Below are 13,764 nucleotides of genomic sequence, written 5' to 3' on the forward strand. Positions count from 1 at the left end.
CGCGCGACCGTGTCCGTGCTGCCAGGCCGGAATGGCGCTGCGGGCAGGGCTTGATGCGGGCCATCGCGATGGCCGGTCGGGGAGGCTTCCGCGCAGGCCGGGAAGCGGGCAGAGGGCAGGCGCGTTCGCGGCGGCGTGCCACGGGCAGCCCGTGGCCGGAGCGCCCGGGAAGAGCCCGCTCCGGCCCGGTGACCGGAAGCGGGTGCGGACCCGGCGGGGTCCCCCGGCGACCGGGCCTGGCGGCCGGACACGAAAAAGCCGGCGCTGGGGCCGGCTTTGCGAAACGTTGCGGGATACCGGGCCGTGCCGCAGGGGTGTGTCAGAGGCCCTGCTCGTAGCGGACGTAGGGCACGGCGCCCTCGTCGTCGCCGTGGGTCGGCGAGAACGGGTTGCGGCCGCGGGTCACCACGTTGTCGGCGCCCACGGTCAGCTGGCCGCTCCACGGGGTGCGCCAAGTCAGGCCCAGGCCCAGGCCCTCGAACTTGTCGCCGGTGCGGCCGTCGACCACCCGGCCGATGATGTTGGCGCTGAAGGGGCCGTAGCCGCCGCCGACGCTGAGGGTCTTGCTGTCCCAGCGCTCGGCCAGGCCGGGGGCCTCGGCCACCGGGATCAGGCGGGCGCGGGCATAGGTGCCGGCGAAGGACACGTAGCCCTCCGAGCCCAGCTCCTTCTGGCCAAAGATCTGCAGGTCGTTCTGCTCGACGCGACCGCTGAGCGGCAGCGAGCCGGCATCCAGCCAGGCCGGCAGGGTGGCGTCACGGGTGGTGCCGGCGGTGAAGCCGAAGCGGCTGCCCGGGCCGTCCACCGAGGGGGTGGCGGTCAGGCGCCGGCCGTTGGCGGCCGCCTCGCGCTCGCCGCCGAGGGTGGCCAGCAGGCAGCGGCTGGCCAGGCTGCTGATGCTGGCGCCGCTGGTGCCGTTGCACAGCAGACCCAGCGAGTCGCCCGAGCCCAGGCCGAAAGCGGTGTCCAGCGTGTGGTTGCCGAACTTCAGCTGCGGGGTCCCGTCCTTGGCCGGTTCCAGCAGCAGCACGGCCTCGACCTTGCCGCTGCCCTGGTCCCACACCGGCAGCACGGCGTGGCCCTTGCCGGGCCGCACCTGCTGGGCGTGCGCGCCCGCGGCCGCGGTCAGCGCGGTCACGAGGACGGCCAGCATTGGCAGGCGGAAGCGGGTCATGGTCGTGGCATTAGAGCCGAAAACGGGCCGGGAGTTCCCATTCGGAAGGGATCCCGATGGTATGGCGTTTACGAATGGTTAACAAGCTGCAGCCCTCCCCGGATGATGGAACTGTGGCTTGTGTCACCGGTTACTGGAGCAGGTCCGGTGCCGGCGAGGTCTCGGCCGGCTGGTTGAACAATAGCGCGATTTCGCCGGAAGGGAAGTGGTATTCCCGGCCGCAGAACTCGCAGCGCACGTCCACCGAGCCGGTGGCCGCGGCGGCGGCGCGGACCTCCTCCTCGCCCAGGCTGCGCAGCATCCCGGCCACCCGCTCGGCCGAGCAGGAGCAGCCGAAGCGGATCGGCCGTTCCTCCAGCAGGCGCGGCTCCTCCTGGTGGAACAGGCGGTGCACCAGCAGCTGCGGGTCGGTCTCCAGCAGCTCGGTCTCGCCCAGGGTGTCGAACAGCGCGCCGGCCCGGTCCCAGCCGTCGGCGTCGCCCGTCTCGCCGGGCAGCTTCTGCAGCATCAGGCCGGCAGCGCAGTGGCCGTCGGCAGCCAGCAGCAGCCGGGTGGGCAGCTGCTCGGACTGGCGGAAGTAGTCCTCGAAGGCCTCGGCCAGGGAATCGGCGCTGCCCAGTGCGACCAGGCTCTGGTAGCGCTGCGGTTCGCGCGGGTCCAGCCCGGGGTTCTCGATGGTCACCGCCAGCAGGGCGTCCTCGCCGAGCATGGACGGGGCGCGCGGGGCGTCGGCGCCTTCCTCCAGGCGGGCGATGCCGCGCACCGTGCCGGCCGCGGTGCATTCGGCGAACAGCGCGCGCAGCGGGCCGCTGGCGCGCAGCTGTGCCGACAGCCGTCCGTCCACCTTGGTGTGGCCGGTGAACAGGGTCACCGCGGCCACGGCCTCGCCCAGCAGCGAGGTCGCCCCGGGCGGGTAGTGCTGGTGCGCCAGCAGTTCCGACCAGGCCTGGCGCAGGCGCACGTAGACGCCACGCACGCCCGCGGCGGGAAGAAGGAAACGTCCTCGGAGATCGTCAGCCTGGTTCACGGTTCACCTGGAGCGGCCCAATGGCCGCGAAAGGAAGATTGCGGTCACTCCACCATGCGGGCGGCCGCCGGCCTTTCCAAGGCGGAGCACGGGGCGCATTCCGCGCACGGCGCCAGCCTGCGCCCGGGACCGTGCAGGCGGCGTCGGCGCGGCCGCCGCGGAGGGGTGGAAAAGGGCGCGAAAGGCTACCATCCCGCGCGAGGATCCGGCACGGGGCCGGCCGCAACCGGGGAGTCGCGCCATCGCCACCGAACCCGCCCGCCCGCGTCGCACGCGCCGCCGGCGCCTGCTGCGCCTGCTGCTGTGGCTGCCGCTGCTGTTCGTGGCCGCCAGCGTGCTGCAGGTGGCGGTGCTGCGCTTCGTGGATCCGCCCTTCTCGGCCTTCATGCTGGCCCGCCAGGCCGAGGCCTGGCGCCAGGGCGACTGGGACTTCCGGGTGGCCTACGAATGGCGCGACCTGGACGAGATCTCGCCGTGGATGCCGCTGGCGGCCATCGCCGCCGAGGACCAGAATTTCGCCCGCCACCACGGCTTCGACCTGGAGGCGATCAACAAGGCGCTGGAGCACAACGCCCGTGGCCGCCGCCTGCGCGGCGGCAGCACCATCAGCCAGCAGGTGGCCAAGAACCTGTTCCTGTGGTCCGGCCGCAGCTGGCTGCGCAAGGGGCTGGAGGCCTGGTACACGCTGCTGATCGAGGCGATGTGGCCCAAGCGCCGGATCATCGAGGTGTACGTCAACGTGGCCGAGTTCGGCGACGGCATCTACGGCGTGCAGGCGGCCGCACGCAGCTACTGGCGCACCGACGCGGCGCGTCTGGACGCGGCCCGCTGCGCGCGCCTGGCGGCGGTGCTGCCGGCGCCGCGCCGCTACGACGCGCGCAATCCCGGTCCGTACGTGCAGCGGCGCGCGGCCTGGATCCAGCGGCAGATGCGCCAGCTCGGCGGGCAGGCCCACCTGCGCCAGCTCGACTGACAGCGCACCGCCGCGCTGGCTACCATCGCCCCATGACCGAACGACACCGGCACGACCAGCTCACCGTGGTGGTGGCCGCCTGCAACGAGGCCGAGTCCCTGCCGCTGCTGCATCCGCGCATCCGCGCCGCGCTCGACGGGCTGGAGGGGCTGCGCACCCGCGTGCTGTACGTGGACGACGGCAGCCACGACGGCACCTGGGAGGTGCTGTGCCGGATCGCGGCGCAGGACCCGGAGGTTTCGCTGCTGCGGCTGAGCCGCAACTTCGGCAAGGAGGCGGCGCTGACCGCCGGTCTGGACCTGGTCGAGGAGGGCGCGGCGATGATCCTGGACGCCGATGGCCAGGACCCGCCGGAGCTGATCGGCCAGTTCGTCGCGCGCTGGCGCGAGGGTTACGACGACGTCTACGGCATCCGCGTCGCCCGCGACGGCGAAAGCTGGGTGCGGCGCGCGGCCGCGGCCGCGTTCTACCGGATCATCGGCCGGCTGTCGCACACGCCGGTGCCGGCCGACGCCGGCGACTACCGGCTGCTGTCCCCGCGCGTGCTGGCCGCGCTGCGCCAGCTGCGCGAACGCCACCGTTTCATGAAGGGCCTGTTCGGCTGGGTCGGCTTCCGCCGCATCGCGCTGCCGTACCGGCGCGCGCCGCGCCTGGCCGGGCGCAGCAAGTTCAGCCTGTGGCGGCTGTGGAACTTCGCCCTGGAGGGCATCACCAGCTTCTCCACCGCGCCCCTGCGCCTGGCCACCTACCTGGGCCTGTTCACCGCGGCGGCGGCCTTCGCCGGCGGCGTGGTGGTGGTGGCCAAGACCCTGCTCTGGGGCGACCGGGTGGCGGGCTGGCCGACGATGATGGTGGTGATCCTGTTCCTCGGCGGCGTGCAGCTGATCGCGCTGGGCCTGATCGGCGAGTACCTGGGCCGCCTCTACGAGGAGGCCAAGCAGCGCCCGCTGTACCTCGTCGACACCTGGCGGCCGGCCGCGGGAGTATGCTCGGCGCAGCATTCCGCGGAGGGAGGCGACCATGCGCACGGTGCGTCAACTGCTGGCGGAAAAGCCGGCCGGGATTTTCGCGGTGGCACCGGAGGCGCCGGTGATCCAGGCCATCGCCCTGATGGCGGAGAAGTCCATCGGCGCGGTGCTGGTGATGCGCGGTGAGGTGCTGGCGGGGATCCTGTCCGAGCGCGACTACGCCCGCAAGGTGGTGCTGCAGGGCCGGTCCTCGGCCGACACGCCGGTGGAGGCGATCATGACCACGCCGGTGGTCACGGTCGGGCCGGACACCCCGGTGGAAGCCTGCATGCAGCTGATGACCGAGCGCCGCATCCGCCACCTGCCGGTGGTGGAGCACGGTGCGGTGGCCGGCGTGATCTCCATCGGCGACCTGGTCAAGGCGGTGATCGCCGACCAGCAGATGGAGCTGGAGCAGCTGCAGCGCTACATCGTGTCCTGACCGGCGCCTAGCGCGCGTAGCGGCCGCCGCAGTCGCTGTCCTCGCCCGGGCCGGTCTCGAAGGTCGCCAGCAGCGCGGCCGGCGGGGTGATGCTGCCCAGCGCCAGGGCAAAGGCCCCGCGCAGGCCCAGCGCGGCCATGTCCGGGCGGAACGACGGGTCCTTGAACGTGCCGCCCACGCGCAGCGGCGAGCGCAGCGCCAGGATGCTGCGGTCCTTGGGGCGCGGCCGCAGCAGCAGGTCCAGCCGCTCGCGCTCCAGGTCCACCGTGCCCTCGCCGACCACCAGGGTGTCGGTGCTGTCCAGGGCCAGGGCGCGCGCGGTCATGGTCCCGTCCTCCACGCCGAAGTCGGCGAAGGCGCAGCGGATCGGCACCTGGCGATCGCCGGTGAGCATGAACTTCAGCGCCTCGGCCACGTCCAGGCCGGCCAGCTCCATGACCAGGTTGCTGATCCGGCCGCGGCCCATGCCCAGGGCGACCTGGCCGTCCGCGCCGCCGAGGATGGCGGCCACCGAATCGCCGCGGCCGCGCAGCTCGATGTTGCCGGCGATGCGTCCGGCCGTGCCCTGCGCCAGCTCCGCGCGCGGGAACAGCTTCGGCAGCTCGACTCCGCGCACGGCGATGCGGGCGTGGGTGGCGATCGGCGCGCGCCGTGCGTCCATGCGCACGTCGGCACGCACCTGGCCGCCGGCCACGGCGAAGTCCAGCGGCTGCAGGTGCAGCCGGCCGCCCTCGAGGCGCAGGTGCGCGTCCATGGCCTCGAGCATGGGCAGGCGCGGCGCGTGGATGGCCTGTGCGCGCCAGCGCACGTCCGCGTCCATCGCGTTGAGCTTGGCCAGGTCGTAGGGCGTGTCCGGCAGCAGGCGCGGGCTGGCGGCGCGGCGCGCGGCGCGGGCCTGCTGCCCGGGGCTGGCGGTCTCGCCTTCGCCGGCGGAGGGCGGTGCGCCGAGGAAACCGGCCAGGTCGTCGAGATCCAGCCGCCGCGACAGCAGCCGCGCGGTGAACAGCGGACGCTCGCCGCGGGCGTCGATGCGCACGTCGCCGGCCAGGTCGCTGTCGCCGACCCGGCCCTTGAAGCCTTCGTAGCACCACACCTGGCCGTCGCGGCGCAGGCGTCCGTCCAGGGCGTAGGGCGGCGAGGGCGGCAGGGCCAGGCCGAGCAGCGGGTACAGCTCCTCCAGGTCCTGCCCGGCCAGTGCCAGCTGCAGGTCGAAGACCTGGAAGCGGAACGGATGGGTGAGCGTCCCGGAGGCGCTGGCGCGGGTGTTGCCGGCGCGCGCCTCCAGGTCGATGCGGTAGGGTGTGGCGGCGTCGGCCAGGTCCAGCGGCGGGGCGGCGCTGCCCGGCAGCCGGCACGCGGCGCCGCGCCAGCGCCCTTTGCCGGCCAGCGCCACCGGCGCCGGGCCGTCGCCGGCCTCCACGCTGTCCAGGGTGATGTCGATGCCGGTGCGCGCGGCCGCGTCGCTGTAGCGCAGGCGGCCGTCCTGGATCCACAGCCGGTCCAGCCGCCAGCGTGGCGTGCGCTCCGCCCGGTCCCCGCCGATGAAGTCCCAGTTGCCGCCCGGACCGTCCGGGTTGGCCTCCAGCCGCATGTCCGGGCCGATCGCGCGCAGCTCCTTCATGTGCAGGCGCAGGGCCAGCAGCGGCCAGGGGGCGACGTCCACCTCCATGCGTCTGGCCGTGCCCATGTGCGGGTGGCTGGACCAGGGCGCGTTGGCCAGCGACAGGCGGTCGGCGGAGACGGTGATGGTGCGGCCCAGGTCCACGTCCAGGTCGCCGGCGATGCGGAACTGGCGGCCGGTGGCCGCGCCCACCGCGCGTTCCAGCGGCGCCTTGAACCAGTTCCAGTCGAACAGCGCCAGCAGCAGCGCGATGGCGGCGGCCAGGCCGGCCAGGACCAGCGCGGCGCGGCGCGACGGCGGCCAGCGCGGGCGCCGGGCGCGGGACCGGGAGGCGGGCGCGTTCATGCCCGCCAGCATCGGCGTGGCGGGGTGGACGCGGCGCGAACGCGGCCTCAGCCGCCGTGCATGCGCGGGGCCAGCACCTGCGCGCTGACCGCGACGAAATGGCAGACGCTGCCGGCGATCACGAACAGGTGCCAGATCGCATGCGAGTAGGGGATCGACTCGCGGTGGTAGAAGAACGTGCCCAGGGTGTAGGCCGCGCCGCCGGCCAGCAGCCAGCCCAGGGTCCAGCCGTCCAGCGAGGACAGCATGGGCTTGGCCGCCACGACCACCAGCCAGCCCATGGCAATGTAGATGGCGGTGGACAGGCGCTTGAAGCGGCCGGTGAAGAACAGCTTGAACACCACCCCGGCCACGGCCAGGGTCCAGATCGCGGCGAACAGGCTCCAGCCCCATGGCCCGCGCAGGCTGACCAGGGTGAAGGGGGTGTAGGTGCCGGCGATCAGCAGGTAGATCGCGCAGTGGTCGAACACCTTCAGCCGGCCCTTGGCCACCGGGTGCTGGATGGCGTGGTACAGGGTGGAGGCGGTGTACAGCAGCAGCAGGGCCACGCCGAAGACGATGGCCCCGGCCAGCTGCCAGGCGTCGCCCCAGATCGCCGCCAGGGTGATCAGCACCGCGCCGCCGGCCAACGCCGCCGCGGCGCCCAGGCCGTGGGTCAGGGCGTTCCACAGTTCCTGCCGCAGCGGGTGCGGGATGCCGGCCTGCGGCGCGCCGGGGTCCGGTTCGGCGGGTCGGTTCATTGGCGCCGATTATGGGCACCGCACCCGCCGCGGGGAAGGGATGCCCCGCGGTCCGGGTCAGTCCACCCCGACGCTGCAGGCGTGCTCGCGGGTGGCGAGGAATTCCACCCCCGGCGAGCGCTCCTGGGCCAGCTCCAGGTTGACCCGGGTCGGGGCCAGGTAGACCAGCTCGCCGGCCGCGTCGATGGCCAGGTTGTTGGCATGCTTCTCGCGGAACTCCTCCAGCTTCTTCGGGTCCGCGCAGCGGATCCAGCGCGCCGTGGCCACGCCCACCGGCTCGAAGCTGGCGTCCACGCCGTACTCGTCCTTGAGGCGGTAGGCCACCACGTCGAACTGCAGCATGCCCACCGCGCCCAGGATCAGGTCGTTGCTCAGCAGCGGGCGGAAGAACTGGGTGGCGCCCTCCTCGGACAGCTGCGCCAGGCCCTTCTGCAGCTGCTTGAGCTTGAGCGGGTCGCGCAGGCGCGCGCGGCGGAACAGCTCCGGGGCGAAGTTGGGGATGCCGGTGAAGGACAGCAGCTCGCCTTCGGTGAAGGTGTCGCCGATGGCGATGGTGCCGTGGTTGTGGATGCCGATCACGTCGCCCGGGTACGCCGCCTCGGCGATCTCGCGGTCGGAGGCCATGAAGGTGAGGGCGTTGGCCAGCTTGACCTCCTTGCCCGAGCGCACGTGGAAGGCCTTCATGCCGGCGGTGAAGCGGCCGGAGCACACGCGCATGAAGGCGACGCGGTCGCGGTGCTGCGGATCCATGTTGGCCTGGATCTTGAACACGAAGCCGGTCAGCTTCTCCTCCTCCGGCCGCACCTGGCGGGTGGTGGTGGCGCGCGGCTGCGGCGGCGGCGCGTGCTCGACGAAGAAGTCCAGCAGGGGCTGCACGCCGAAGTTGTTCACCGCCGAGCCGAAGAACACCGGGGTCTGCTCGCCGCGCAGGTACCGGTCCTTGTCGAACGGCGCCGAGGCGCCCTCGACCAGCTCCAGCTGCTCGCGCAGCTCGGCCAGCATGTCCGCGCCGATGCGCGCCTCCAGTCGCGGATCGTCGATGGACGGGAAGATGGTGGAGTCCTGGCGGGCGAAGTTGCGCCCGGCCTCGTACAGGTGCACCTCGCCGGTGAGCAGGTGGACCACGCCCTTCAGGCGCTGGCCCATGCCGATCGGCCAGGTCACCGGCGCGCACTGGATCTGCAGCACGCTCTCGACCTCGTCCAGCAGCTCGATCGGGTCCTTGCCCTCGCGGTCGAGCTTGTTGATGAAGGTCATGATCGGCGTGTCGCGCAGCCGGCACACCTCCATCAGCTTGATGGTGCGCTCCTCCACGCCCTTGGCCACGTCGATGACCATCAGCGCGCTGTCCACCGCGGTGAGCACGCGGTAGGTGTCCTCGCCGAAGTCGGCGTGGCCCGGGGTGTCCAGCAGGTTGACGATGCGGCCCTCGTAGGGGAACTGCATCACCGAGGAGGTCACCGAGATGCCGCGCTCCTTCTCCAGCGCCATCCAGTCGGAGGTGGCGTGGCGCGCGGCCTTGCGGCCCTTGACCGAGCCGGCCATCTGGATCGCCCCGCCGAACAGCAGCAGCTTCTCGGTGAGCGTGGTCTTGCCGGCGTCGGGGTGCGAAATGATCGCGAAGGTGCGCCGGCGCGCGGCTTCGTTGGGAACTTCGGACATGGGGGCGGGCGCCGCGGGCGGCGCGCTCTGGGGCGGGAAGCCGGCGATTATACGGGGNGGGCCCGGGGCGGCGTGGCCCGCGGGAGCGCCCTCCGGCGGGATGCATTCACGGCATGGCCGCGCCGCTCATCCGTGCAGCCAGGGATGCGGCAGGGCCTTGAGCCGTTCCTGCGCCACGCCCTGCAGCACCACGCCGGCAAGCAGGGCCGCGCTCCAGGCCGTGTGCAGCCACGCCGGCGGCTCGCCGCGCAGCGCGACCCGCATGCCGCCGACCGACAGCAGGGCGAGCAGCAGCCCCCGCGCCGCGCAGGCCCAGCGTCCGGCCTGCGAACGCAGCGACAGCAGGGTCCCGCCCGACAGCAGGAACAGGCAGGCCGCCGACGACCAGAGCAGCAGGTGGTAGTACGCGCGCGGCGCATCCACCGCCAGGCCGAAGGCGGCCATCACCGCCAGCGCCGGCAGCGCACGCGCGATCGCCTGCCGGCCCAGCTGGGCGGCCAGCGACAGCGCCGGGCGTCCCGGGAGGCCCGGCAGCAGGGCCAGTTCGTGCAGGCCCAGGGCCGGTCGCCAGAACAGCGTCTGCAGGCGGACGACCGGGGCGAAGGCCGTGCTGAGCACCATCAGCGGCGCGAACGCCAGCCCGATGTGGGGCCTGTCGCCGCCGCCGGTGCCCAGTAGCAGCCAGAACGCCGCCACGCCGACGATGGGCACCTGCGCGACGAGCACGTTCCGCAGCGAGTGCCGGCCGAAGCCCGGGCCCAGGGCGATGGCCAGGGCTTCCTGTGGCGCGCGCCGCAGCGCGCTGCCCACCGGCGTGTCCGGCGTGAGCAGGGACGTCTCCGCGTACGGCTGCCGGGCCAGGCCGGACGGGTCCAGGCCGCCGCGCGCCATGGTCAGCGACAGCGGCGTGGACCACGTGCCCGGATCGCGCGGGCGCGCGGCCATCCAGGCCCAGCATGCCGCGCAGGCGCCGAGCAACCCCGCGGCGGCCAGGGCGATGGCGCCGGGGTGCAGCGCCGCGCGCAGCAGCGCCTCGTCGACCCACCCGGGAAGCCAGCGCGCGCCGACGCCCAGGGCCAGCAGCGGCCACATCGCCCACGGCGGCATGCTCACCCAGAACAGGCCCAGCGCCAGCGCGGCGGCGAGCACCGCCGCGGCCATGGCGAAGCTGCCCGATGTGGTCGCGGCCAGCACCAGCGCCGGCACCACCACCACCATGGCCAAGGCCGCGGCGCCGCACGCCAGCGCATGCTGCCGCACCCGCGGGGTGCGCAGCTGCCAGGCCCCCAGGAACAGTGCGACCAGCCGCGCCCCGGCGAGCATGGCCCAGAACACCGTGCACACCGCGCACAGCACCAGCCCCAGCTGGAATGCGCGTCCGGGCGCGCTGGCCCATGCCAGCAGCGGACCGAGGGCCGGGCCCAGCAGCAACAGGCCGTTGGTCCAGCCGCCCGCGGCCACGGTGGTGCGCAGCGAGGCGAACGGAAGGTGCGGAGCGCGCGTCGCGGTGGCGGCGTTCATCCGGCCACCTCGACGAACAGGTCTTCCAGGCCCAGCCGGTCGGTGCGCACGCCCTCGACCAGCAGCAGCTCCTGCCAGCCCGCGCGGCCGGCCACGACCAGGCTCACGGCGCCGCCGGGCAGCGTGCGCCTCGCCAGTTCGCCGGGAAGCGCGGCCGGCAGCCGCGCTGCGGCAGCGGCGGGCAGGGGGAGGCGCACCGTCTCGTCCTTCACTTCGTCCAGGGCACGATCCAGCAGCAGGCGCCCCTGGTGCAGGAACGCCACCCGCGAGGCGACCCGTTCCAGGTCGCTGACGATGTGGCTGGAGAACAGCACCGTGGTCCCGGTGTCCATCGCCTGACCGACCAGCTCGCGCAGCAGCTCGCGGCGCGCGACCGGATCCAGCGCCGAGGCCGGCTCGTCCAGCACCAGCAGCGCCGGCCGCGGCGCCAGCGCGCGCGCCAGGGCCAGGCGCTGGGCCTCGCCGGGCGAGAGCCGGCCGATGGTGCGCCCCGGATCGATCTCCCAGCGCCGCAGCAGCGCGGTCGCATGCGCCGGGTCCCAGCCCGGATACAGCTGGCCCAGGTACTGGAAGAGCTGGCCGACCTTCATCCAGCCGAAGGCCTGCGGCTGCTGCGGCACGTAGCCCAGCCGCGCCTTGCGCGCGTCGTCCATGCGCAGCGCGGGGCCGCCGAACACCAGCGCCTGGCCGGCCTGCGGGCGCAGCAGGCCGAGCAGGCAGCCGATCAGGCTGCTCTTGCCGGCACCGTTGCGGCCGATCAGGCCCAGCACCTCGCCCTGCGGGATATCAAGGTCGACGCCGCGCAGCACCTCCCGGCGGCCGTAACCCAGGTGCAGGCCGCGCGCGGCGAGCGGGCGTTCGAGGTCCAGGTCGTGCTGCGTCGCGGGCAGGGTCAGTGCGTTCATGCGTCGTCCTCTTCGATCAGTTGCCGCAGCCGCGCCAGCACGCGGTCGGCGGGGAGTTCCAGTTCGCGGCAATGGCGCGCGGCCTGGCGCAGGGTGGGTTCCATCAGTTGCATGCGCGCGGCCATGCTCCCGCCGCGACCGCGCGCGGCCACCGCCATGCCCTTGCCGCGCAGGCGCTCGAGCACGCCCTCGGCCTCCAGCTGGCTGTAGGCGCGGGAGACCGTCATCGGGTTGATCGCGTGCACCGCGGCCACCTCGCGCACCGAGGGCAGCACCTCGCCGGGGCGCAGCTGGCCGGCGCTGGCCATGCGCCGCACCTGGTCGGCGATCTGCCGGTAGATCGGCTCGGGCAGGGAGGGGTTCACGTGCAGCAGGTGTGCATCCATGTGTATTAATACATCGATACACGTGGCGGCCGTCAAGCCCCCCGCGCACGGACGACGCTCAGCGCGCGGCGGGGCGCGGGAAGTGCAGCTCGCCCTCCGGGCCGGCCATGCGGAAGGGCAGCGATACCAGGCGCAGGCCGCGGTTGGCCTGGACCACGAAGTGCAGGTGCGGGGCGGTGCTGTAGCCGGTGTTGCCGGACAGGCCGATCCGCTCACCCTGGCGGACGTGCTGGCCGGGACGCACCAGAACGCCGCCGGGCTGCAGGTGGGCGTAGGTGGCCATGCTGCCGTCGGCGTGGAGGATGCGCACGAAGTTGGCGCGCCCGCGCAGGCGCGGCTCCGGGCCGCCCTCGCGGTACCCCGCCTCGGTCTGCATCACCACACCCTCGCGCGCGGCCAGCACCGGCGTGCCCTCGGGCAGGGCGAAGTCCACGGCGTGCAGGTTCTCGGCGTCGGCATGGCTGTAAGCGCCGCCGAAGGCCTGGTCCACGCGCACGTGCCCGTGGGCGAAGGGCAGCCGGTAGGGCACGTCCAGGGGCGTGGCGCGCGGGTCGCCCGGAACCTGGTCCAGCGCCAGGTCGGCGTGCAGCGGGCGGCGCGGGTCGAGCGGATAGGCGCGCGCCACCAGCATGCGGCCGCGCGCCGGCACCACCGCGTCCACCGGGGAGGCCGGCACCAGCCGCACCCCGTCGCCCCGGCGCGGGCGCAGCCGCACCTGCACCGGGCCGTGCAGGCCGTTGTCCACCCACGCCTCGTGGTGGCCGCTGCGCGGCACCAGGCGCAAGTGTACGCGGCCATCGGCCGGCGCCGCCCGGCCGGCATCGGCGGGCGCCGGCGCCGGGCGCGGCCAGAAACGCTGCTGCGCGGGGGCAGGGGCGGTGGCGGCCACCGCCAGCAGCAGGAGCAGTGCGCAGGCCCCGCCGCGCGCCGCGCGCCTCAGCCGCCGCAGCGCGGCGACAGCCGCAGGCTGCGGGCGACCTCGCCCAGGTCGAAGGCCGCCACCGCGCGGTCGTCGTGCAGGGCGAACAGGATGCCGCCGGGGAAACGCGGCGTGGGGCCGGCGAACACCGCGATGCCGTCGGTGCGCGCGGTCCGGCTGCCGGTGAACACGCCGGCGCTGCGCAGGGTGTCGCGCTCGAGCACGTGGAAGCGGGTCGGACGCAGCTGCTCGACCGCGATCCAGTAACCCTCGCCACCCTCGCACTCCCACAGCGCCACGCCCTCGGCCTCGCCGCGCAGCGGCGGCAGGCTGCGGCCCAGGTAGCGGCCGTCCAGGGCGTACTCGCGCAGGGTGGAGCCCACGCGCCGGTCCTCCTCGGCGATCAGCAGGCGCCCGCCGGCCGGGTCGCCGGCGATGGACTCGACCATGAACAGCGCGCCCTCGCCGGTGTCCCCGAAGGCGCCGTCGTAGCGGGCACGCAGGACGCCGTCCTCGTCCACCGCCACGCGGAAGCGCTTGACCCGCTCGGCCAGCTGCTCGCGCGGCGGCGGCACGGCGTTGGCGAAATCCTGCATGAAGCTGTCGGTCACCAGCACCGTCACCTCGCCCGGGGCGTGCTCGTACACCCACAGGCCGTAGGGCAGGCGCAACTGCTCCTGGCCGAAGCTGCCCAGCGGCTCGAACGCGGGCAGGGACAGCACCTGCACGCGGTGGTTGTCGCGTTCGACCACGAACAGCAGGTCGCCGAACACGGCGATGCCGTTGGGCCGGGCGAACTGGCCCGGGCCCTGGCCGGGGCCGCCGAAGGTGCGCAGCCGCGCGCCGCTGGCGGCATCGAACACGGACAGGCGGTGGCTGGACTTGGCGGTGGCCACCACCAGCACGCGGCCGTCCTCGTCCTGCCAGGCGGCCAGCGAATCCAGTTCCTCGCCTTCCAGAGGCGGTGAGATCCACGCCTCGTCCACCACCGGATCGGCCGCGGGCAGCCCGGCGGCCGATCCGGTGGTGGACGAGGCGTGGA

At 73.9% G+C, this 13,764-nt stretch carries 13 protein-coding genes; 3 read left to right on the forward strand and 10 right to left on the reverse strand.

The genetic code is table 11. The annotated features are described in order from the left end of the window. Positions 1-319: 319 nt before the first annotated feature. Together CR938_RS01000 and hslO are read right to left on the reverse strand one after the other, a co-directional pair. Positions 320-1,138, reverse strand: coding sequence for an XOO1806 family protein (locus CR938_RS01000; RefSeq protein WP_211365146.1), 819 nt, complete (start codon positions 1,136-1,138; stop codon positions 320-322). A gap of 166 nt (positions 1,139-1,304) precedes the next feature. Further along, positions 1,305-2,201, reverse strand: a complete 897-nt coding sequence (gene hslO, locus CR938_RS01005) for an Hsp33 family molecular chaperone HslO (RefSeq protein WP_162123216.1) — start codon at positions 2,199-2,201, stop codon at positions 1,305-1,307. Positions 2,202-2,442: 241 nt separating this feature from the next. Here hslO and mtgA point away from each other — a divergent pair, with 241 nt between their 5' ends. From mtgA to CR938_RS01020, 3 genes are read left to right on the forward strand one after another with little or no spacing between them, the layout of a single operon-like run. Then, complete coding sequence (gene mtgA, locus CR938_RS01010) at positions 2,443-3,174, forward strand: monofunctional biosynthetic peptidoglycan transglycosylase (RefSeq protein ID WP_162123232.1); 732 nt, start codon at positions 2,443-2,445, stop codon at positions 3,172-3,174. A gap of 32 nt (positions 3,175-3,206) precedes the next feature. Beyond that, positions 3,207-4,328, forward strand: a complete 1,122-nt coding sequence (locus tag CR938_RS01015; protein WP_162123217.1) for a glycosyltransferase family 2 protein — start codon at positions 3,207-3,209, stop codon at positions 4,326-4,328. Continuing rightward, a complete protein-coding gene (locus CR938_RS01020; protein ID WP_246190926.1) occupies positions 4,246-4,623 on the forward strand; it encodes a CBS domain-containing protein in 378 nt (125 codons plus the stop codon). Before CR938_RS01015 ends, CR938_RS01020 begins: the two co-directional genes overlap by 83 nt. 7 nt (positions 4,624-4,630) lie before the next feature. Here the strand turns inward: CR938_RS01020 and CR938_RS01025 are convergent, their stop codons facing one another. The 8 genes from CR938_RS01025 to CR938_RS01060 all read right to left on the reverse strand — a co-directional run. Further along, positions 4,631-6,589 (reverse strand): AsmA family protein, encoded by a 1,959-nt coding sequence (locus CR938_RS01025; protein ID WP_246190927.1) that lies wholly within the window; start codon positions 6,587-6,589, stop codon positions 4,631-4,633. 47 nt (positions 6,590-6,636) lie between these two features. Further along, the gene (trhA, locus tag CR938_RS01030) at positions 6,637-7,329 is read right to left on the reverse strand and encodes a PAQR family membrane homeostasis protein TrhA (protein WP_162123219.1); all 693 of its coding nucleotides are present in this window, start codon (positions 7,327-7,329) and stop codon (positions 6,637-6,639) included. A gap of 57 nt (positions 7,330-7,386) precedes the next feature. Next, the gene (locus CR938_RS01035) at positions 7,387-8,991 is read right to left on the reverse strand and encodes a peptide chain release factor 3 (RefSeq protein WP_162123220.1); all 1,605 of its coding nucleotides are present in this window, start codon (positions 8,989-8,991) and stop codon (positions 7,387-7,389) included. A 126-nt stretch (positions 8,992-9,117) separates the two neighbouring features. Then, positions 9,118-10,512: a hypothetical protein gene (locus tag CR938_RS01040; protein ID WP_162123221.1), complete on the reverse strand. Its 1,395-nt coding sequence runs from the start codon at positions 10,510-10,512 to the stop codon at positions 9,118-9,120. Next, complete coding sequence (locus CR938_RS01045; protein WP_162123222.1) at positions 10,509-11,417, reverse strand: ABC transporter ATP-binding protein; 909 nt, start codon at positions 11,415-11,417, stop codon at positions 10,509-10,511. The genes CR938_RS01040 and CR938_RS01045 overlap by 4 nt, the downstream gene beginning before the upstream one ends. Next, positions 11,414-11,803 (reverse strand): GntR family transcriptional regulator, encoded by a 390-nt coding sequence (locus tag CR938_RS01050; protein ID WP_162123223.1) that lies wholly within the window; start codon positions 11,801-11,803, stop codon positions 11,414-11,416. The genes CR938_RS01045 and CR938_RS01050 overlap by 4 nt, the downstream gene beginning before the upstream one ends. A gap of 58 nt (positions 11,804-11,861) precedes the next feature. After that, positions 11,862-12,710 (reverse strand): M23 family metallopeptidase, encoded by an 849-nt coding sequence (locus CR938_RS01055; protein ID WP_162123234.1) that lies wholly within the window; start codon positions 12,708-12,710, stop codon positions 11,862-11,864. A 29-nt stretch (positions 12,711-12,739) separates the two neighbouring features. Continuing rightward, a partial coding sequence (locus CR938_RS01060) for a phytase (protein WP_162123224.1) occupies positions 12,740-13,764 on the reverse strand: 1,025 nt, incomplete at its 5' end.

The organism is Pseudoxanthomonas taiwanensis, from assembly GCF_010093135.1.
Classification (GTDB): domain Bacteria; phylum Pseudomonadota; class Gammaproteobacteria; order Xanthomonadales; family Xanthomonadaceae; genus Pseudoxanthomonas; species Pseudoxanthomonas taiwanensis.